We start from the raw sequence: 19,812 nt of genomic DNA on the forward strand, positions 1-19,812 counted from the left end.
GCGACCGCTTTCCCTTGTGTCCCGTTTCGGGGCATGGTATAATAAGGCAACAAACCCGCGCAGCTTTACGAAAGAGAGGCCGGTCATGATGCTGGATGTCAAATCGTTCCAATTACAGTCTTTTCTGCCCCTGCCCTATGAGGAGGTCCTGGCGCCGCGGCTGAAGCGGGCCCATGAGAAGCTCCAGAGCGGCAGCGGTGCCGGCGGAGAGTTCACCGGCTGGGTCCATCTGCCCCGGGACTATGACCGGGAGGAGTTCGCCCGCATCCAGGCGGCCGCGTCCCGGATCCGGGCCAACTCCCAGGCCCTGGTGGTCATCGGGATCGGCGGCTCGTACTTAGGCGCCCGGGGTGTCATCGACTGCCTGCGCTCTCCCAATTACAACCTGAAGCGCAAGGATACGCCCAACATCTACTTTGTGGGCAACGGCCTTTCCTCCGACGCCATGGGGGAGGTGCTGGACCTGGTGGCGGACGTGGATTTCTCCGTCAACGTGATCTCCAAGTCGGGCACCACCACCGAACCCGCCGTGGCCTTCCGCTTCTTCCGGGCGGCCTTGGAGAAGAAGTACGGCCGGGAGGGTGCCCGGGAGCGGATCTACGCCACCACGGACAAGGCCCGGGGCGCCCTGAAGTCCCTGGCGGACAGCGAGGGATGGGAGACCTTCGTGGTCCCCGACGACGTGGGCGGCCGATACAGCGTGTTGACCGCCGTGGGCCTGCTGCCCATCGCCGTGGCCGGGGTGGATATCACCGCCCTGATGCAGGGAGCGGCGGAGATGATGGAGACCTGCACCGAGGCTTCCTTCCGGTGCCCTGCCTGGCGGTACGCCGCCATCCGGTACGAGCTGTACCGGGCGGGCCGGTCCATTGAGCTCTTGGCCTGCTATGACCCGGCGTTCCGGTTCATGGCGGAGTGGTGGAAGCAGCTCTTCGGTGAGAGCGAGGGCAAGGAGGGCAAGGGCCTCTTCCCCGCCAGCGTGGAGTTCACTGCGGACCTCCACTCCATGGGCCAGTACATCCAGGAGGGCAAGCGCCTGATGTTTGAGACCGTGGTGCGCCTGGGTCCCTCCGACCGACAGCTGACAGTCCCGGCGGACGAGGCGGACGGCGACGGGCTGAACTTCCTGGCGGGCAAGTCCCTGGACTTCATCCGGGACCGGGCCATGGAGGGCACCCTGCTGGCCCACACGGAGGGCGGCGTGCCCAACCTGATCGTGGAGACCTCCGGCAGGACGCCGGCAGACCTGGGGCAGCTGATCTACTTTTTCGAGTACGCCTGCGGCCTCTCCGGCTATCTGCTGGACGTGAACCCCTTCGATCAGCCGGGGGTGGAGGCCTACAAGAAGAATATGTTCGCCCTGCTTGGCAAGCCGGGCTATGAGGACCGGCGGGCGCAGCTGGAGAGCAAGCTGGAGGGGTGACCAGCCTCGGATTGGGCGGCATCCGTCCTGCCGCCCACTGTCAATCTCCATTATGAACAAAGTTTGAATCTTCATTTCTCCATTGTTTTTCACGCGATCTTGTGGTATGCTTAACATACCGAATTTCCCCCAGCGACTTTAATTGACAGGAGTGATTACTATGGTCAGACTGATTATGGGCGTGAAGGGCTCCGGCAAGACCAAGCAGCTCATTGAACTGATCAACAACGCGGCGAAGGACGAGCCCGGCAACGTGGTTTGCATCGAGGCTAACCGCACCATGACATACGATATCCACTACCACATCCGCCTGATCGACGCCCAGGAGTACAATCTGGACAGCTACGAGCTCTTCCGGGGCTTCATCAGCGGCCTGTATGCGGGCAACTATGATATCTCCCATGTGTTCATCGACAACCTGTGCAAGACCATCGGCCGGGAAGTGGACAAGGACACCGAGAATTTCCTGAACTGGCTGGACGCCTTTGGCGAGAAGAACAACATCAAGTTCACCGTCACCATCAGCGCCGACCTCTCCCTGGCTACTGACGGGATGCAGAAGTTCCTGTAAGGCTGCTGCGCTTTCCCATATACACAGACGCCGCCTCTGCCAACTGGCAGAGGCGGCGTTTTTCAGGTTTCAGATTTGCACCTGGGAGGATCCGGCGTCCAGCCCCTCCAGCAGATTGTAATTATCATAGTCCGCCACAGAGGACAGGTCGCTGAGGCACAGCTGGTCCACGCCGAAGAAAGCAGCCATCCGGGCCCGCTCCAGGGCGGCCTCGCCGTTGAGATACCACACCGCGGTGTCCCCGCTGCCGGAGGTGAGATAGGCGCAGGCGTAGCGGTCGGAGTAGTAATCTTTCGTCTGGGAGGCGGACAGCAGCTGCTCGATCTCGGCGGCGGAGGCCTGGCCGATGTGCCGCCCATCCGTCCAGGCGGAGCCCGTGGTGGTCAGCAGCAGGCTGAGACAATCGGAATCCACCTGGTCCGCCAGTTCGGCCAGGGCGTAGTAGACCTCCTCCAACGGCGCCAGGGGGGCGATGGGGAAGTCCTCGGACACGTCGCCATAGTCCGCCACCCGTACCACCAGCTTGTCGGCCGGCTCACTCAGGGCGGCATAGTCATAGCCGTTGTATGCGGCTCCCTGCCAGACGGGCGCCTCCACCATCAAATAGAGCAGCCGGTCCTCTCCCAGTTCGGCCCGCAGCGCCTCCGCCAGCGCGGTGAAATCCTTCTTCTGGGCGGAAGAGAGCTCCGCCAGGTCCAGAAACAGCCCCTCATAACCGCCGCTCTCCACCGCGGCCGCCAGTACCTCTGCGGTGTGGCTGGGGTCATCCTTCAGTGCCGAGGCGCTCCCGCCCACATGCAGCAGCGGCACGGCACCGGCGGCGGTGATGGTCTCCTGCAGGGCGGCTGCGGTCTCTGCATCGGGGGTACCGGCGAGCCGGGACTCCCCGGCGTAGATCAGCCGGGCGCCGCCCACCGCCACGGCGCCATAGCCGGTCAGGTCTGTCAGACCCTCCGCGGAATAGGCGATGCCGGTTTTCTCCGGGGCCGCGGCGTGATAGCTGTCATACAGCCGGATCAGCATGACCGCCGCCTGCTCCCGGGTGGCAGTCTGATCCGGGGAGAAGGTGGTGGCCGCAGTGCCGTTCACCAGCCCCAGCTCATGGGCCATGGCGATATAGCCCACGTTGGTGGTCACATCTCGGAAGGGCATGGGCAGGTCCTGGGCCAAACCGGCGATGGTGCCGTAGCCCATAGCCCGCACCAGCATGACCGCCAGCTCCTCCCGGGTGATGGGCTCCCGGGGGCGGAACGTATCCGTCTGCCGGGTGATGGCCCCGTTGGCATAGGCGGTCTCCACCGCGCTGTAATACCAGGCACTCTTGTCCTGGTTGTCCGTATAGGACCCGGCCTCCGGTGTTACCATCTCCCAGCCGAACAGGCGGCACAGGGCCACCACAAAGGCCCCCCGGGTCATGGGAGCCCCCAAGCCGAAGCGGGTGGGCGTCTGCCCCTGGAACAGGCCCAGGTCCACGGCCCGACGGATGGAGTCCGCCGCCCAGTGGCTCTCCGGCACGTCGGAAAAGCCGGTGGAGGCCGCTGCCGCGGGCGCCGGCAGCGCCGCTGTCACCAGCAGGGCGCAGAGCAGCGCGCAGGAACAGAACCATTGCAGTCGTCTTTTCATGTTGTCATTCTTCGCTCCTTTAGCGTCAGATTTCTTTCAGATTCTGGCAGAGATGCCCGGATTCGCCCTCTGTCGGTATGCCATTGTACCAGAATCTGCCGCCGCCGTCAAACGAACGGTGTCGGAACGCAGAAAAACCTTTACGTTTCACCCCTTGCCTGCTATAATAATTTAGTTATGATGGCTTTTTATTACCTTTGAAAGGGAGGGAACGTGCCATGAGATTCAAAAAATGGAACATCGGGACCCCGGCTGAGCGGGACGTTGCCCTCCTGCGGAGTGCCGGATACCCCTATCTCCTCTCCACGGTCCTGGCGGCCCGGGGTGTCACCACTGCCGAGGCGGCGGCCGAGGCGCTGGAGCGGGACAGGAGCCTCAGCATGTCCCCCATGCTGATGCGGGATATGGACAAAGCCGTCGCCCGCATCCAGCGGGCGATCAGCCAGGGGGAGACCATCGCCGTGTTCGGCGACTACGACGTGGACGGCATCACTTCCACGGTTCTGCTGATGGACTATCTCAAAAGCTGCGGCGTCCGCTGCCTGCGGCATATCCCCCGCCGGATCGAGGAGGGCTATGGCCTGTCCAAGGAGGCCATCCAAGGCCTGCGGGACCAGGGCGCCACGCTGATGATCACCGTGGACTGCGGCATCACCGGCAACGAGGAGGTGGACTTCGCTGCCTCCATCGGGCTGGATGTGGTCATCACCGACCATCATGAGTGCAAGGAGGAGCTGCCGCGGGCGCTGGCAGTGGTGGACCCCCACCGCAGCGACTGCCCCTATCCCTTCAAGCATCTGGCGGGAGTGGGTGTGGCGCTGAAGCTGGTGCTGGCCCTGGGGGCGAGAGCCGGGAGGATGCCCTGTTCGCCCGATACTGCACCCTGGCGGCCATTGGCACCATTGCCGACGTGATGCGGATGGAGGGGGAGAACCGCACCATCGCCTTCTGCGGGCTGGAGGCCCTGCCCCACACGGACTTCGTGGGCGTCCACGCCCTGCTGAAGGAGGCGGGGCTTCTGGGCAAGCCCATCACCTCTGTCCAGATCGGCTTTGTGCTGGCCCCCCGGATCAACGCCGCCGGCCGCATGGGCGCGGCGGATCTGGCCGCGGACCTGCTGGAGACCGATGACCCCGCCCGGGCCGAGGAGCTGGCAAAGGCTCTGTGTGACCTAAACCGGGAGCGGCAGGCGGTAGAGCAGGCCATCTGCGCCGACGCCACCGAGAAGATCGAGCGCCTCCGGGCCGAGGACCGCAGCGCCCTGGTCCTCTCCAGCGAGGACTGGCACCAGGGCGTGGTGGGGATTGTGGCCTCCCGCCTCAGCGAGAAGTACGCCTGCCCAAGCTTCATGATTCATCTGAAAGACGGCGTGGGCAAGGGTTCCTGCCGGTCCTACGGCGGGTTCAACCTGTTTTCCGCGCTGGAGTCCTGCGCCGACCTGCTGGAGGGCTTCGGCGGCCACGAGTTGGCGGCGGGCTTTACCATCTCCGAGGAGAACATCGACGCCTTCCGGGCCCGGATGAACCGGTATGTCCGCTCCGCCTCCGGCGGGGAACGGGCGGTATCCTGCCTGGACGTGGACGCGCCCATCTCCTGCCCCGGCGAGGTGACGCTGGCGGAGGTGGAGCAGCTGGACCAGCTGGAGCCCTATGGCGCGGGTAATCCCCGGCCGGTGTTCGCCCTGCTGGGCGCCACGGTGGACGTCCTGCAGCCCGTGGGCCAGGGGAAGCACCTGAAGCTCCGCCTCTCCAAGGGCACGTGCCGGTTTGACGCCATCTTCTTCTCCATGACGGAGGAGACGTGCGGCGTGGCGGCGGGCATGCGGGTGGACGCGGCCTTTTATCTCCAGGCCAATACCTTCCGGGGCAATACCACCCTGCAGCTGCAGCTCATCGACATCCGCCCCTCTCTGACCCCCAGCCGCCATGAGGCGGCGGACCTGGACCTGCTCCACCGCCTCGTGGCGGGAGAGGGCCTCACCGGGCAGGAGCGGGCCCGGCTCCAGGCGTCCCGCAGCCAGTTCGCCGCCTTTTGGACCGTGCTGGAGCGGCAGCTCCGCCGGGGAAAGGCGGAGGAGGAGATGCTGCCCTTTCTGCGGCGGCTGTCGGCACTCTCCGGCGGGTGTGAGAGCTTCCTCCGGGCCGGCCTGGCCCTGGCCGTGTTCCAGGAGCGGGGCCTGATCGCCCTGTCCGTCCAGGGGGACCAGGTGACGCTTTCGCTGAATCCCATCCAGGGGAAGGTGGATCTCTTCGCCTGCCCCTATCTGTCCCGCCTGCGGGAGGACGCCGCCGGCAAGAGTGGAGGTGTTGTGTCATGACCATTCAGGAACAGTATGAGAACCTGGAAAAGACTGTCCGGGGCTACAATCCTGCGGCAGACTTCCAGCACATCCGGGCGGCCTTTGAATTTGCGGCAGAGGCCCACAAGGACCAGAAGCGCAAGAGCGGGGAGCCCTATATCATCCATCCCCTGGCGGTGGCGCAGATTGTGGCGGAGGAGCTGCGGCTGGACAGCGAGTCCATCGAGGCCGCCCTGCTCCACGACGTCATCGAGGACACCGCCGCCACCCACGAACAGGTATCCAAACTCTTTTCACCCACCATCGCCGACCTGGTGGAAGGCGTCAGCAAGCTGACCCGCATCCAGTACGCCACCAAGGAAGACGAGCAGATGGAGAACCTGCGGAAGATGCTCATCGCCATGAGCAAGGACATCCGGGTGATCCTCATCAAGATCTCCGACCGGCTCCACAACATGCGGACCATGGAGTACCAGTCTCCCGCCAAGCAGAAGCAGAAGTCTCTGGAGACTATGGAGATCTACGCCCCCATCGCCCACCGGCTGGGTATGCAGCGCATCAAGTGGGAGCTGGAGGACCTGTCCTTAAAATATCTGGACCCCATTGGCTACGAGGAAATCGTCTCCAAGCTGGAGGCCAAGCACCAGGAGTACGAGGACTTCATGCGCCGCATCCAGATCCAGATCGACGACCGGCTGAAGGAGCTGGACATCGATCACATCGTCTACGGCCGGATGAAGCATCCCTACTCCATCTACCGGAAGATGTTCAACCAGAACAAGAGCCTGGACGAGATCTTCGACCTGTTCGCCTTCCGGGTGATCGTGAACACGGTGGGGGACTGCTACAACGTTTTGGGTGTCATCCATGATCTCTACAAGCCCATTCTGGGCCGCTTCAAGGACTATATCGGCACTCCAAAGCCCAACGGATATCAGTCCCTCCACACCACGGTCATCGGCGCGGACGGCCTGCCCTTCGAGGTGCAGATCCGCACCAAGGAGATGCACGAGATCGCCGAGTACGGCGTGGCCGCCCACTGGAAATACAAGCAGAACGGCCAGGGCGCCGGCACCGAAGGGCGCTACGAGTGGGTCCGCCGTTTGCTGGAAAACCAGGAGGGCGCGGACGCAGAGGACTATATCCACTCTCTGAAGATCGATATGTTCTCCGATGAGGTGTTCGTCTTCACACCGGGCGGCGACGTGCAGAACCTGCCCGCCGGCGCCACGCCCATCGACTTTGCCTACGCCATCCACTCCGCCGTGGGCAACCGGATGGTGGGCGCCAAGGTGAACGGCCGGATCGTCACGCTGGACCATGTGCTGAAAAACGGCGACATCGTGGAGATCCTCACCTCCAAGAACGCCAAGGGTCCCAGCCGGGACTGGATGAAGATTGCCAGAAGCAGCGAGGCCCGCAGCAAGATTCGCCAGTGGTTCAAGAAGGAGAAGAAAGAGGAGAACATCGCAAACGGCCGTGCCGCCTTCGAGGCGGAGCTGAAGCACTGCGGCATCTCCATGAAGGACGTTCTCTCGCCGGAGATGCTGCCGGTGCTGTTGAAGCGGGTGTCCTACGGCTCTCTGGACGACATGTACGCCGCCATCGGCTACGGCGGCTTCACCGCCCAGAAGGCAGTGAGCCGGATCCAGGGGGAGCTGAACCGGGTGGCGAAGCTCCACCAGGCGGAAAAGGCCGCCGAGGAGCTGGCGGAGGCCAAACCGGCGGAGCCTGCCAAACAGCCCTCCGCTCCCAAGCGGGTGAAGAGCGAGCAGGGCATCATCGTGGAGGGCCTGGATAACTGCCTGGTGAAGTTCTCCAAGTGCTGCACCCCGGTGCCGGGGGACGACATCATCGGCTTTATCACCCGGGGTACGGCGTGTCCGTCCACCGGTGCGACTGTCCCAACGCCTCGGAGGAGAAGCGATCCCAGCCGGGGCAGGAGGGGCGCTGGATCAAGGTCTCCTGGGGCGGCGACACCAACGACAGCTATCCCACGATTTTGGAGGTGGTGTGCAAGGACCGGCAGGGCCTGCTGCTGGACATCTCCGCTGCCCTCTCCACGACGAATACCTTTGTGCTGGGCATCAACTCCCGCAGTACAGAGGACCAGTTTGCCATCTTCCGGCTGGAGATCCGGGTGAAGGACGGCGCCCAGCTGAAGTCCGTCATGAACAAGCTGAACCAGATCTCCGGGGTGCTGAAGGTCAACCGACCGGCGGGGTGAGAGCGGCTTCCGCCGGGGTGATTCGATGGCGGAAGAGCTTCCGGGGGGATGTAGGGGCGGCGATCAACCGCCCGGAGATGATTTGGGCCGCCGAACGGCGGCCACGGGGGATTCTGCTCCCGCAGGGGGCCGCTTCCACGGGGGATGCGCCCCCCATTGTCGTCGTCGCAAAGTCCGCTCAGCTCCGTTTCCGCCTGCGGCGAAAACTGCGCCCGCTCCCTTGCTCCTCCTCTCCCCACCGCGCGGGGCGCGGCGGGGGCCCCTTTCGGTCTTGCCAAAAGAGAAATGGGCCGTGCACGGTCTAAAGAGAAAAGTGTGTGGCGCGCTGCGGTGCAGTGGCCCTCCGCGCTGACGGAGGTCGACGTATCGGTGCAAGCGCCGATTTTGGCCCGCCTTCGGGCACGCTTGGGCCTTCTGCGATTTTCCTAACTGCCGTCCCATGGCGGGAGTACCAACCTTGTCGGGGTGGTTATCGCATGGAATTGCTTCTCTTTTCGCTGCCGCTGGCTGCCCCTCGGGGGAACTGGCGTAGCGGGCCGATAAAGGCATCGGCCCCTACGGAGATACCGTCGGCCTTGCGCATTTTGTGGGGGCCGACCTGCGTGTCGGCCCTTGCGAGGGTGACGAAGGCCACAAGCCCGGTAGGGGCGGACGCCCTTGTCCGCCCGCCAGCACAAGCCGCCACAACCGCCCAGGCAGCGCGTAGCGACTGCGCAGCTGTTGGTGGCTCTGCCGTCTTACGGATGCGGCGTGCTCCCTGCGGGCAAGCGGAACGCGCGGAAGGAGGAGCCAGTGGAACACTGGTGACGGAAATACGGGGAGCGCCGCAGCGCGAGACAGGAAAAGAGGAGCGGTTCAAATGCGCCCGTGTCCTCCAATCCAAGACGCACTACGCCGCGGGAATCCGCCGCTAAGTCTGCACCGCACCCCGCCGCGCCCGTCGGGGGACCCTCGCAAACACGCAGGCACCCTCTCGCGCCGCCCCCCGTACAGCAACTTTGCACGCATGTGTAAAGTTGCGGCCAAAGCGCCTTTTTCTCTTATACCGGGCGCGGCGCGTTCTCTTTTTGGCGCTGACAAAAAGAGAATGGGGGCGCATCTGCACGGCCGTCAGCATGGCTGATATTCCCCGCAGAAATAGAAGCCTTCCATTTTGAGTGAACCATAGAAAGGAATCCATTGTATGCGTGCAGTTGTGACACGGGTGGCTGGTGCCTCCGTAACCATTGCCGGGAACGTCAACGGCCGGATCGGCCGTGGCTTCCTGGTGCTGCTGGGCGTGGGACCCAACGACACCGAGGAGACCGCCGACCGCCTGGCGGAGAAAATCTGCAACCTGCGGGTCTTTGAGGATGAAAACGGCAAAATGAATCTGAATCTGGAGCAGACAGGCGGTGCCCTGCTGGTGGTGTCCCAGTTCACCCTGTACGCGGACACCTCCTCCCGCCGCCCCGGCTTTACCGGCGCCGCCAAGCCGGACGCGGCCATCCCCCTGTATGAGCGATTCATGGCTCACTGCAGGGAGCGGGGCTTCGACGTTCAGCATGGGGAGTTCGGCGCTGATATGCAGGTGGACTCCCGGAACGACGGCCCCGTCACCATCCTCTTCGACACAGAGCGGCCCTTATGAGGGAAGCGGCGCAGGGCGGCGGCGAAATGGCGCCGCCGGAGCTGGTGCGGACGTTCTATGAGACCGTGGTCTCCCAGCACCGTCTGGAGGACCTGCCCCGCTTCGTCGAGGAGGGCTGCGTGCTCCGCCAGGGGGAGTGGACCACTCCCCTGGGTCCCGGCGGCATGGTGCGGCATCTGGCGGCTCTGCGGGAGACGTATCCGGATTACACGGTCCGCATCCTCCGCCAGCACTGGGCCGCGCCGTATGTCGTCTCCGAGTGTGTTATGGAGGGGACCCACCTGGGCCCTTGGCCCGGAACAGTCCCCACGGGAAAACGCCTGATCTTCACCGGCGTGAACATCGACCGGGTGGAGGGCGGAAAGATCGTGGAGCACGGCGGCGCTGTGAACACCTTTGAGACCCTGTGGGACGCGGGCATGATCCGCCCTGCGGAGTGACAGGGCATTTGTCCATTCCACACATGGGCGGGCGGGATTTCCGCCGCCTGCCTCTGATATTTTCATTTGGCAAGGGAGGTCTCCCATGAAGATCAAGTGCTTGCAGGTGGGCCCCATCGGCACCAACTGCTATCTCCTCTGCGACGAGGATGCCAAGACCTGCGCCGTCATTGATCCCGGCGGGGATGGGGCGCGGATCGCCGCCGCGGTGGCGGAAACCGGCTGTGTGCCCTGCGCCATCCTGCTGACCCACGGCCACTACGACCACACCGGCGCTGTGGGAGAGCTCCAGGCCAAATGGCCGGAGACCCCGGTGTATCTGAATCGCCGGGATGTGTACGCCGATGCCTGCACCCAGCAGCTGTTCCCGCTCCTCAGCGGGGACGTGCGGGACTACGACGAGGGGGACACGGTGGCTGTGGGCGGCCTGACGGTGACCGTTCTGGCCACCCCCGGCCACAGCGAGGGGTCTGTCACCCTCCGGTGCCAAGACGCCCTCTTCTGCGGGGATACGCTCTTTGCGGGCTCCTGCGGCCGGACGGACTTCCCCGGCGGGTCCATGGAGAAGATGATGGCCTCTCTGCGGCGGCTGGGGCAGCTGGAGGGAGACCTCCGGGTCCTGCCCGGCCACATGGAGGCATCCACCCTGGACCGGGAGCGGCGCTGGAACCCCTATCTGCTCCAGGCCATGCAGTGAGGAGGGCGCGCCCATGAAACTGGTTTTCCGCGGCCATGACGAGCGGTATGTGGTGGAGCAGAGCCTGATGAATCTGTTCCCCGGGGAACTGCCTGTCTACGAGCCGATCACCCCAGGCGATGACAGCTGGGCCGTGATCTCGCTGGAGGAGACGGGGGACCTCTGCCGGGTGGCGGTCTCCCTCTGCCGGGGCGGCAAGACCACCGAGCAGACCTATCAGGAGCCCCTCTCCGGCGGCGATTTCCAGCGGGAGGGCCTCCGCCGCCACGCCGTCGGCGCCTGCTTCTTCCTGGTGGCCCGGGCGGTCACCGGCGTGACGCCCCCCTGGGGAATGCTCACCGGCGTCCGGCCCGACAAGCCGGTGACCTGGGCCCTGGAGGACGGGAAGTCCCCGGAAGAGGCCCGGGCGTATTTGGAGGAGCACTATTTCGTCACCCCCTCCCGGGCCGCCCTGGCCCTGGAGACCGGCGCCACCGCGGCCAAGGCCGCCCGGCGGCTGGAGAAGCGGGACATTGACGTGTACGTGGGCATTCCCTTCTGCCCAACCCGGTGCGCCTATTGCTCCTTTGTCAGCCAGTCGGTGGAGCGGAGCTTTGCCCTGGTGCCCCCTTATGTGGACGCCCTGTGTGGGGAGATCTCCGCCGGCGGCGAGATGGTTCGCCGGGCGGGACTGCGGGTGCGGACCTTCTACATGGGCGGCGGCACCCCCACCACCCTGACGGCGGAGCAGATGGACCGGGTCCTCACTGCTTTCGAGACCTCCTTCGACCGTACCGCCTGTGAGGAGATCACTGTGGAGGCGGGCCGGCCGGACACCATCACGGCGGAAAAGCTGGTGGTGCTCCGCACCCACGGGGTCACCCGGGTCTCGGTGAACCCCCAGACCTTTGAAGAGAACGTGCTGCGGGCCATCGGCCGGTGCCACACGGCTGCGGACATCGACCGCGCCATGGAGCTGGTGGCCCGGTGCGGCTTCCCCCACGTGAACATGGACCTGATCGCCGGACTCCCGGAGGATACGGCGGAGGGCTTCCGCCGCTCCCTGGACCGGTGCCTGACCTACGGCCCCGACGATATCACCGTCCACACCCTGGCGCTGAAAAAGGGCAGCCGCATCCTGACGGAGGGACTGCGGATCCCCGGCGCGGAGACGGTGGCCGAGATGCTGGATTACGCCTCTCCCACCCTCCGGACCGCCGGATACCGTCCCTACTACCTATACCGGCAGAAGTACATGTCCGGCAGCTTTGAGAACATCGGCTGGTGCCGCAGCGGCGGCGAGTGCTGGTACAACGTGGACATCATGTCGGAGCTGTGCTCCATCCTGTCCTTCGGCGCCGCCGGGTCCACCAAGATGGTGGTGCCGGGCACCAACCAGATCCAGCGGGCGTTCAACGTGAAATATCCCACCGAGTATATCCAGCGGCCGGAGAAGTGGCAGGCCAATCAGACCGCCTTCGCCGCCTTTTATGAAGCACTGTGAAAGGAGCATCGCCATGGCCTATTCCCTGAAAGAGATCAACGACGCTGTCCGCTCTGACCCCAAGGGCTTTGCGGAGGCGTGCGACGCCGCCTTTGCCAAAAAAGTGGAGACGGCGGCCCAGAAGATTGCCGATCACCGGAAGGAGTCCCGCATCATCCTGTTGTCCGGCCCCTCCGGCTCCGGCAAGACCACCACGGCATTGAAGATCGAAGAGCAGCTGGAGAAAATGGGCATCCAGACCCACACCATCTCCATGGACAACTACTTCAACACCATCGACCCGGAGACGGCGCCCCGGAACCGGGAGGGCGCCATCGACTACGAGTCTCCCTTCTGCCTCGACATCGAGCTGCTGAACCGACACTTCTCCATGCTGGACCGGGGGGAGACCATCCACGTGCCCAAGTACGAGTTCGCCCGACAGATGCGCTCCGACATCCTGTCTCAGCCGCTGAAGCTGGGGCCCGACGAGCTGGCTATCTTTGAGGGCATCCACGCCCTGAACGACGTGATCGTGGGCAAGAATCCCAAGGCCTTCAAGCTGTATATCGCGGCCCGGTCCAATGTGGTGGACGAGGACGGCGCCGTGGTGTTCCAGCACCCCTGGCTGCGCCTGTGCCGCCGGATCGTCCGGGACTACAAGTTCCGGGGCAGCGACGCCAACTTCACCCTGAAGATGTGGCCCAATGTCCGCCGGGGGGAAAAGCTGTATATCTCCCCCTATAAGGAGAATGCGGACTTGATGTTCGACTCCTCCCTGCCGGATGAGGTGGCGGTGCTGAAGCCCTTCGTGGTCCCCCTGCTGGAGGCGCTGCCCCAGGGCAAGTATGAGATCGCGGACGACATCCTCCGGGGATTTGAGCGGATCGAGATCATGGAAGAGTCCAACATCGCCCCCAGCTCCCTGGTGCGGGAGTTCATCGGCGGCAGCATCTATCCCAGCTGAGCGGGGCTGCCCCTCTGCCCCAATCTTTCTTTGGAGGTCATACAAGCCATGAATGAGCGGTTGCAGGAACTGCTGGACGCGGTGCAGCGCACTGCCTCCCAGGTGGGCGGCAGTGCGGCGGATGCCGCCTACGGCATGGGAAAGCGGGCGGGAGAGCTCCTGTCCGTGGCCAAGCTGAATATCCGGATCATGGACCTGAAGGGAGCGGTGAGCACCGCCCTGCGGGAGGTGGGGGAGATGATCTACGCCACCCACACCGGCACCCTCACGGAGTCCGAGGTACTGCTGGCAAAGCTTCAGGAGATCGACGGGCTCCGCCAGCAGATCGACCGGCTGGAGCGGGAGATCGCTCGGCTCCAGGGCGGCGCGGTGTGCCCCTTCTGCGGGGCGGCCGCCCGGAGCGGCGACGTATTCTGCCGGGAATGCGGCCAAAAGCTGTAAGGAGGAAGCGTAAGATGGAATATACATTCGCACAATATCAGGAGAGCGCCCAGGCGCTGAGAGACCGCCTGGGGGCGTTCCGCCCCCGGTGCCTGCTGATCTTGGGCTCCGGCCTGGGCTCTTTGGGCAACGAAGTGGAGTCCCCCATTGCCGTCCCCTATGAGGATGTGCCCCACATGAAGCGATCCACCGCCCCGGACCACGCGGGCCGGTTCGTGTTCGGCCGCCTGGCGGGTCAGGACGTGGCGGTGATGCAGGGCCGCCTCCACACCTATGAGGGCTGGTCCTTTGAGGATGTCAGCTATCCCGTCCGGGTGCTGCGGCTGCTGGGGGCGGAAACGCTGGTAGTCACCAACGCTGCCGGCACGGTGAACACCGCCTTCTCCGCCGGGGACATCATGCTGATTACTGACCACATCAAACTCTTCGGTGTCAGCCCCCTTTGCGGCCCCAATCTGGAGGAGTTCGGCCCCCGGTTCCCGGACATGAGCCATGTGTACACGCCCCGACTCCAGGACACCGCCCGGGAGGCTGCGGAGGAGCTGTCCATCCCCCTGCGCCAGGGCGTCTATATGTACTTCCCCGGCCCCCAGTACGAAACGCCGGCGGAGGTCCGTGCCGCCCGGGCGCTGGGCGCGGACGCCGTGGGCATGTCCACGGTGCCGGAGGCCATTGTGGCCGCCCACTGCGGCATGGATGTGCTGGGCTTCACGCTCTGCACCAATATGGGGGCCGGGGTGCTGGACCAGCCTCTTTCCTCCGACGAGGTGCTTGCCGCCGCCGCCACGGCGGGGCCCCGGTTCTCTGCCCTGGTAAAGGCGTGTCTGGCCCGGTTATAAACGGCAGCGGCAGGCCATAGGCTCATAGGGGCAGCAGATTCCGCCGCCCTAGTTCTCTGTTGTAATTTGAGGTAATCGCTTCATGTCTAATCAAAAAAAGCAATCCTTCCTGGGCGGCGCCGCCATCCTGGCCGCAGCTGTCGTTGTGGTGAAATTTATCGGGTTCTTCTACAAAGTCCCCCTGAACAACATCCTGGGCGGCCCCGGCAAGACGTATTTCGACACTGCCTATAAGATTTACAATTTCCTGCTGACCTTCTCCACGGCGGGCCTGCCTCTGGCCATCTCCAAGCTGACCAGCCAGGCCCATGCCCAGGGACGGGAGAACGAGAAGCGGAAGATCTTCCGCACCGCCATCGTGCTGTTTTTCGTCCTGGGCACGGTGGGCGCCCTGTTTATGTTCTTCCAGGCAGAGGGCTTGGCGGGGTTTCTGGAGAACAGCCTGGCGGCCCAGCCCATCCGGGCGCTGGCTCCGGCGGTGTTCTGCGTGTGCCTGCTGGCCTGCATGCGGGGCTACACCCAGGGCCAGGGCAACATGACGCCTACGGCGGTTTCCCAGGTACTGGAGGCGCTTTTGAAACTGGCTATCGGTCTGCCGCTGGCGTGGTATGTACTGCGCATCGGCATGAGCCTGGAGATGGGCGCCGCCGCGGCCATCCTGGGCGTCACGGCGGGCACGGCGGTCTCCATGCTGTTTTTGGTGGGATATTTGGCGAAGCACCGGAATCGGACACAGTCCCTGGATGTCCCCTCCGGCAGCAGCCATCTGATCCGGCAGATCCTGGCCATTGGCATCCCCATCACCCTCAGCAACTCCGCAATGAGCATCCTGAACATCATCGACACCAAGATCGTCATGGGCCAGCTGCAGAACGCCCTGCTGCTGTCGGAGGAATCGGCCGCCGCCCTGAACGGCCAGTACAGCATGGCCATGGATATGCCCAACATGGTGGCCTCCTTCGTGTACCCGGTGACCATGAGCTTGATTCCATTCGCGGCGGCGGCTCTGGCCCGGCAGGACCATGCCGGAGCGGACCGGATCATCTCCTCCGCCTTCCGCATCATCGCCATTCTGGCCCTGCCGGCGGGCATCGGCCTCAGTGTCCTCTCCACGCCCATCATGGTCCTGGTGCTGCCGGCCCAGCGGGAGGATGCCCTGGCGGCGGGCCCCCATCTTCAGGTGCTGGGCATCGCCCTCATCTTCATCTGCCTGATGATCCTGACCAACGCTATCCTGCAGACCTACGGCAAGGAGAAGCTGCCCATCTTCACCGTGATCGTCGGCGGCATCGTCAAGATCATCATGAACTATTTCCTGGTGGGGAATCCGGACATCAACATCCACGGCGCACCCATCTCCACGCTATGCTGCTATCTGGTGATCGTGGTGCTGAATCTGTTCTTCGTGTGGAAATACTCGCCCCAGAAGCCACGGTATCTCGAAGTTTTCGCAAAGCCCGTGGCCGCTTCCCTGCTCATGGGCGGCGCGGCCTGGGCGGTCTATGGCCTAGCCAGCCGGGTGCTGGATGGGGCTTTCCTCGCCCTGGCACAGCAGATGTTTGCGGATCCGGATAAGATCCAGCTCTGGTCTGTATATCTGGCCAACGCCGCCTGTGTCCTGCTGGGCATCCTGGCCGGCGTGATCGTCTACGGTGTGCTGGTGATCGCTCTGCGGATCCTGCGGGCGGAGGATGTGCGGTCCATTCCCCGCGGGGAAAAGCTTATTAAACTTCTGCACTTAAAATGAGAAACCGGGCGGCCGCGCCCCCTTCCCAAGGGGGCGATCCGCTAAAATTCCTTGAAAAATCAGGGGTTTCCCGTGAATTTTTCTTGCAAAGGCAGGCATCTTATGGTAGAGTTTCAGCGTAAGGATTTTTACAGCTACGAGGATTTTCTGGAGATCATGCGGCTGCTGCGGGCTCCCGGGGGCTGCCCCTGGGACCGGGAGCAGACCCACAGCTCCATCCGCCGGAACTTCCTGGAGGAGACCTATGAGGTTCTGGACGCCATCGACCACGACGACGCCAGCGGCATGTGCGAGGAGCTGGGCGACGTGTTGATGCAGGTGGCCTTCCATGCCCAAATCGAGGCGGAGCGGGGCCGCTTCACCATGGCAAATGTGGTGGACGGCGTGGCCCGGAAGCTGGTGTACCGCCATCCCCATGTCTTTGGGGACGTGCAGGCGGATACCTCCCAGCAGGTCCTGGCCAACTGGGACGTGCTGAAGCGCCGGGAGAAGGGCCAGCGGTCCACGGCGGACGCGGTGGAGGCCGTGCCCCACACGCTGCCTGCCCTGTGGCGGGCGGAAAAAATTCAGTCCAAGACCGCCAAGGCCGGCTTTGACTGGACAAGCTCTCTCCAGGCACTGGACAAGCTGGAAGAGGAGGTCCGTGAGCTCCGGGCCGCCCTGGAGGCCGGTCAGGCCGCCGATGCGCCCCACGGCATCCGGGAGGAGCTGGGCGACACGCTGTTTATGGCCGCCAAAATCGCCCAGATGTCGGGCGTGGACCCGGAGGACGCCCTCCACCGGGCCTGCGACAAGTTTGACCGCCGCTTCCGCGCGGTGGAAGAGGCCGCGGACAAGCCTCTGCCGGAGTGCGGTGAGGCGGAGCTGCTGGCCCTCTGGAACGATGCAAAATCCCACGATCCGTCTTAATCGCGGGCGCGCCTGCCTGCGTTAGGAATAAATCATCTAGCAAGCGCATCACACATTGTATAGGAGGATAACATCCATGAACAAAGCTGAACTCATCAATTCTGTCGCCGCTTCTGCCGACGTTTCCAAGAAGGAGGCCGAGGCTGTTGTGTCCGCCACGTTTGACGCCATCACTGCCGCCCTGAAAGACGGCGACAAGGTGCAGCTGGTGGGCTTTGGATCCTTCGAGGTCAAGAAGCGTGCCGCCCGCGTGGGCCGCAACCCCAAGACCAAGGAGTCCATTGAGATCCCCGCTTCTGTAGTGCCCGTGTTCAAGGCCGGCAAGGCCCTGAAGGACGCCGTGGCGAAGTGATCTGACCCTGTGATTTCGGGACTGCCGGTGCTGTGGTGCCGGCAGTCCCGTTTCCCATGAGAAAGGAGCCGCCCATGCGTTTGGATAAATATCTCAAAGTCTCCCGCCTCATCAAGCGGCGGACTGTGGCCAACGAGGCCTGTGACAACGGCCTGGTCACCGTCAACGGCAAGCCTGCCCGGGCCTCCTACGACGTGAAGGTGGGGGACCAGATTTCCCTGCGCTTCGGCCAGCGCATCGTAACGGTGGAGGTGCTGGACGTCCAGGAGACGGTGCGCCAGGCGGACGCCGGCACGCTGTACCGGGAGATCGGCCGGTAAGGCCGGACGCATATTCTCCCCGCCCCTCCCATATAGTTGGGACAGGGAGGGACGCGGAATGAACGACTACAACAACGCCATGTCCCAGGCGGGCCACCGTCTGGAGCTGATCGGCCGGGAGCGGCTCACGGTCTCCGGAGTGGAGGACGTGGAGCGGTTCGACGAGACCGGCATCATCATGTCCACCAGCGTGGGAACGCTGGTCATTACCGGAGAGGACCTGCACATCGGCAAGCTGTCCCTGGACGGGGGCGAGCTCCATGTGGACGGCCGGATCGATTCCGTCTCCTATGAGGACGGCGGTCAGGAGCGGGGGGGCCTTTTCCACCGGCTGTTCGGGTGAGGCGCCATGGCCCCTGCTCTCTCCCAGCCGCTCCTGCTCTTCTGTCAGGCGATCCTGCTGGGCATGGCTGCGGCGCTGCTGTATGACCTGCTGCGGGCCTTCCGCCTGCGGCTGCCCCGCCTGACGTCGGCGCTGGACATCCTGTACTGCATGGCCGCGGGCTTGGCGGTCTTCCTCTTCATGCTCCGCCGGGCGCAGGGGCAGCTGCGGCTGTATCTGCTGCTGGGGGCGGTGGGCGGCGGTGTGCTGTTTTTCACCGCCTTCTCCCCGTTTTTGCGGCCGGTGTGGGATTTTTGGGTGGATACCCTGGCATTTTTGCTGCATCTGACCGCCATTCCCCTGCGGGGAGCGGAAAATTTGTGTAAAAAAATTGGCAGATGGGGAAAAAATCTCTTTTATTTTATTCGCAAATGTTATACAATAAAAAACACCAAGCACGGCAGAAGGCTTTACAAAGGAGGCGGGCGGCATGGCAAGAGCAGGACGGCAGCCAAAGAAGCGGTCCAGAGGAAGCGTCCTCACCAAGCTTCTGATCCTGGTGATTCTGGCGGCGATCGGACTGCAGCTGCGCAGCCTCCACAGCCAGGTGCAGGACGCCCAGGCCCAGCGGGACGCCCTGACGGCCCAGGTCCAGGCCCAGGAGCAGGAAAACGCCGCCCTGGCCGCGGACATCGCCGAGGGCGCCACCGAGGATAAGATGAAGGAGATCGCGCAGGAAGAGCTGGGGCTGATCTCCCCCAATCAGCGTGTGTTTTCTGTGGGCAACTGACCGGAGCCGGGCGACGAGGGAGGCGGAGCGCCTCCCCCGCTTGTGCCGGGAGCCGGTCTTTTTTGATACGACCCGCTTCCACGGGAGCGGGAAAACCATCCGGAAGGAGAAACAGTACACTATATGGAGCTTCAGGTAGGGAGCATTTTGGAAGGAAAGGTGACCTCCATCACCAAATTCGGCGCGTTCGTGGCCCTGGACAATGGGAAGTCCGGCCTGGTCCACATCTCCGAGATCGCCAACACGTTTGTCAACGACGTACATGACTACCTGCAGGAGGGGCAGGCCGTCAAGGTCCTGGTGCTCTCCACGGAGAATGGAAAGGTCAATCTCTCCATCAAGCGGACGCTCCCCAGGCCGGAGCGGCCCGCCCGCAGTCCCCGGCCCAGCGGCAGCCACCCGGCGGGGACGTCCCGTCCCGTGGCCCAGGCCCGGCCCGCCGCCCGGGCGCAGCAGCCGCTGCCCCCCTCCGGCGACCAGTCCTTTGAGGACAAGCTGAAGCAGTTCCTCTCCTCCTCTGAGGGGAAGATGGCCGACCTGAACCGCAGCCTGGACGGGCGGCGGGGCGGCGGCCGGCGGCGCAGATAACACCAGGGCGCGCGGCAATGCCGCGCGCCTTTTTCATGTCCGCCGGATAAAAAAGGGCCGCCCAGCGGTTTCACGCTGCGCGGCCCAAGCGGGTGGGATATTGGAAAGCTTCCGGGATTATCATACACCCGCCCTGCATCCCTTGTAAATAGGAGCTTTTGTCGG

General features: G+C 64.1%; 19 protein-coding genes and 2 pseudogenes. 20 read left to right on the forward strand and 1 reads right to left on the reverse strand.

Annotation, left to right across the window (positions count from 1 at the left end):
• Nucleotides 1–88 precede the first annotated feature (88 nt).
• Both EIO64_RS11265 and EIO64_RS11270 read left to right on the forward strand, forming a co-directional pair.
• Entirely contained in the window at nucleotides 89–1,423 is a 1,335-nt protein-coding gene (locus EIO64_RS11265) for a glucose-6-phosphate isomerase (protein WP_025545030.1), read from the forward strand.
• Nucleotides 1,424–1,583: 160 nt separating this feature from the next.
• A complete protein-coding gene (locus EIO64_RS11270; RefSeq protein ID WP_021751350.1) occupies nucleotides 1,584–1,994 on the forward strand; it encodes an ATP-binding protein in 411 nt (136 codons plus the stop codon).
• Nucleotides 1,995–2,063: 69 nt separating this feature from the next.
• On the opposite strand, the gene EIO64_RS11275 is transcribed toward EIO64_RS11270, so the two are convergent.
• Nucleotides 2,064–3,617, reverse strand: coding sequence for an S-layer homology domain-containing protein (locus EIO64_RS11275; protein WP_136891352.1), 1,554 nt, complete (start codon nucleotides 3,615–3,617; stop codon nucleotides 2,064–2,066).
• A gap of 218 nt (nucleotides 3,618–3,835) precedes the next feature.
• Here EIO64_RS11275 and EIO64_RS11280 point away from each other — a divergent pair, with 218 nt between their 5' ends.
• From EIO64_RS11280 to EIO64_RS11365, 18 genes and pseudogenes are all read left to right on the forward strand, one after another.
• A complete protein-coding gene (locus EIO64_RS11280; RefSeq protein WP_249390655.1) occupies nucleotides 3,836–4,531 on the forward strand; it encodes a DHH family phosphoesterase in 696 nt (231 codons plus the stop codon).
• Nucleotides 4,531–5,934 carry a single-stranded-DNA-specific exonuclease RecJ gene (locus tag EIO64_RS11285; protein ID WP_249390907.1) on the forward strand — a complete coding sequence of 468 codons (1,404 nt, stop codon included), beginning with the start codon at nucleotides 4,531–4,533 and terminating at the stop codon, nucleotides 5,932–5,934. Before EIO64_RS11280 ends, EIO64_RS11285 begins: the two co-directional genes overlap by 1 nt.
• Nucleotides 5,931–8,143: pseudogene (locus EIO64_RS11290) on the forward strand (RelA/SpoT family protein). The gene EIO64_RS11285 and the pseudogene EIO64_RS11290 overlap by 4 nt, the downstream one beginning before the upstream one ends.
• Before the next feature lie 1,183 nt (nucleotides 8,144–9,326).
• A complete protein-coding gene (gene dtd, locus EIO64_RS11295; RefSeq protein ID WP_021748459.1) occupies nucleotides 9,327–9,773 on the forward strand; it encodes a D-aminoacyl-tRNA deacylase in 447 nt (148 codons plus the stop codon).
• Nucleotides 9,770–10,213, forward strand: coding sequence for an ester cyclase (locus tag EIO64_RS11300; protein WP_249390656.1), 444 nt, complete (start codon nucleotides 9,770–9,772; stop codon nucleotides 10,211–10,213). The genes dtd and EIO64_RS11300 overlap by 4 nt, the downstream gene beginning before the upstream one ends.
• A gap of 85 nt (nucleotides 10,214–10,298) precedes the next feature.
• Nucleotides 10,299–10,910 carry an MBL fold metallo-hydrolase gene (locus EIO64_RS11305; protein ID WP_025545575.1) on the forward strand — a complete coding sequence of 204 codons (612 nt, stop codon included), beginning with the start codon at nucleotides 10,299–10,301 and terminating at the stop codon, nucleotides 10,908–10,910.
• A 13-nt stretch (nucleotides 10,911–10,923) separates the two neighbouring features.
• Complete coding sequence (gene hemZ, locus EIO64_RS11310) at nucleotides 10,924–12,393, forward strand: coproporphyrinogen dehydrogenase HemZ (RefSeq protein WP_136891353.1); 1,470 nt, start codon at nucleotides 10,924–10,926, stop codon at nucleotides 12,391–12,393.
• A complete protein-coding gene (locus EIO64_RS11315; RefSeq protein WP_021748463.1) occupies nucleotides 12,380–13,339 on the forward strand; it encodes a uridine kinase family protein in 960 nt (319 codons plus the stop codon). Before hemZ ends, EIO64_RS11315 begins: the two co-directional genes overlap by 14 nt.
• A gap of 48 nt (nucleotides 13,340–13,387) precedes the next feature.
• The gene (locus EIO64_RS11320; protein WP_021748464.1) at nucleotides 13,388–13,780 is read left to right on the forward strand and encodes a zinc ribbon domain-containing protein; all 393 of its coding nucleotides are present in this window, start codon (nucleotides 13,388–13,390) and stop codon (nucleotides 13,778–13,780) included.
• A 14-nt stretch (nucleotides 13,781–13,794) separates the two neighbouring features.
• On the forward strand, nucleotides 13,795–14,619 hold the full coding sequence (locus EIO64_RS11325) for a purine-nucleoside phosphorylase (protein WP_136891354.1): 825 nt from the start codon (nucleotides 13,795–13,797) through the stop codon (nucleotides 14,617–14,619).
• Between the two features lie 82 nt (nucleotides 14,620–14,701).
• Nucleotides 14,702–16,366 (forward strand): putative polysaccharide biosynthesis protein, encoded by a 1,665-nt coding sequence (locus EIO64_RS11330; protein ID WP_021748466.1) that lies wholly within the window; start codon nucleotides 14,702–14,704, stop codon nucleotides 16,364–16,366.
• 102 nt (nucleotides 16,367–16,468) lie between these two features.
• A complete protein-coding gene (gene mazG / locus EIO64_RS11335) occupies nucleotides 16,469–17,275 on the forward strand; it encodes a nucleoside triphosphate pyrophosphohydrolase (RefSeq protein WP_021748467.1) in 807 nt (268 codons plus the stop codon).
• A gap of 76 nt (nucleotides 17,276–17,351) precedes the next feature.
• Nucleotides 17,352–17,627 (forward strand): HU family DNA-binding protein, encoded by a 276-nt coding sequence (locus EIO64_RS11340; RefSeq protein WP_021748468.1) that lies wholly within the window; start codon nucleotides 17,352–17,354, stop codon nucleotides 17,625–17,627.
• Nucleotides 17,628–17,701: 74 nt separating this feature from the next.
• Complete coding sequence (locus EIO64_RS11345) at nucleotides 17,702–17,947, forward strand: RNA-binding S4 domain-containing protein (RefSeq protein WP_025545076.1); 246 nt, start codon at nucleotides 17,702–17,704, stop codon at nucleotides 17,945–17,947.
• Between the two features lie 58 nt (nucleotides 17,948–18,005).
• Nucleotides 18,006–18,290, forward strand: coding sequence for a YabP/YqfC family sporulation protein (locus EIO64_RS11350; protein ID WP_021748470.1), 285 nt, complete (start codon nucleotides 18,006–18,008; stop codon nucleotides 18,288–18,290).
• Between the two features lie 63 nt (nucleotides 18,291–18,353).
• A pseudogene (gene yabQ, locus EIO64_RS19235) lies at nucleotides 18,354–18,503 on the forward strand (spore cortex biosynthesis protein YabQ); the annotation flags it as partial.
• Between the two features lie 256 nt (nucleotides 18,504–18,759).
• Nucleotides 18,760–19,059, forward strand: coding sequence for an FtsB family cell division protein (locus EIO64_RS11360; protein WP_021748472.1), 300 nt, complete (start codon nucleotides 18,760–18,762; stop codon nucleotides 19,057–19,059).
• A gap of 123 nt (nucleotides 19,060–19,182) precedes the next feature.
• The gene (locus EIO64_RS11365) at nucleotides 19,183–19,647 is read left to right on the forward strand and encodes a S1 RNA-binding domain-containing protein (RefSeq protein ID WP_119310420.1); all 465 of its coding nucleotides are present in this window, start codon (nucleotides 19,183–19,185) and stop codon (nucleotides 19,645–19,647) included.
• The last annotated feature ends 165 nt before the right edge of the window (nucleotides 19,648–19,812 follow it).

The sequence above is a fragment of the Dysosmobacter welbionis genome (assembly GCF_005121165.3).
Classification (GTDB): domain Bacteria; phylum Bacillota; class Clostridia; order Oscillospirales; family Oscillospiraceae; genus Oscillibacter; species Oscillibacter welbionis.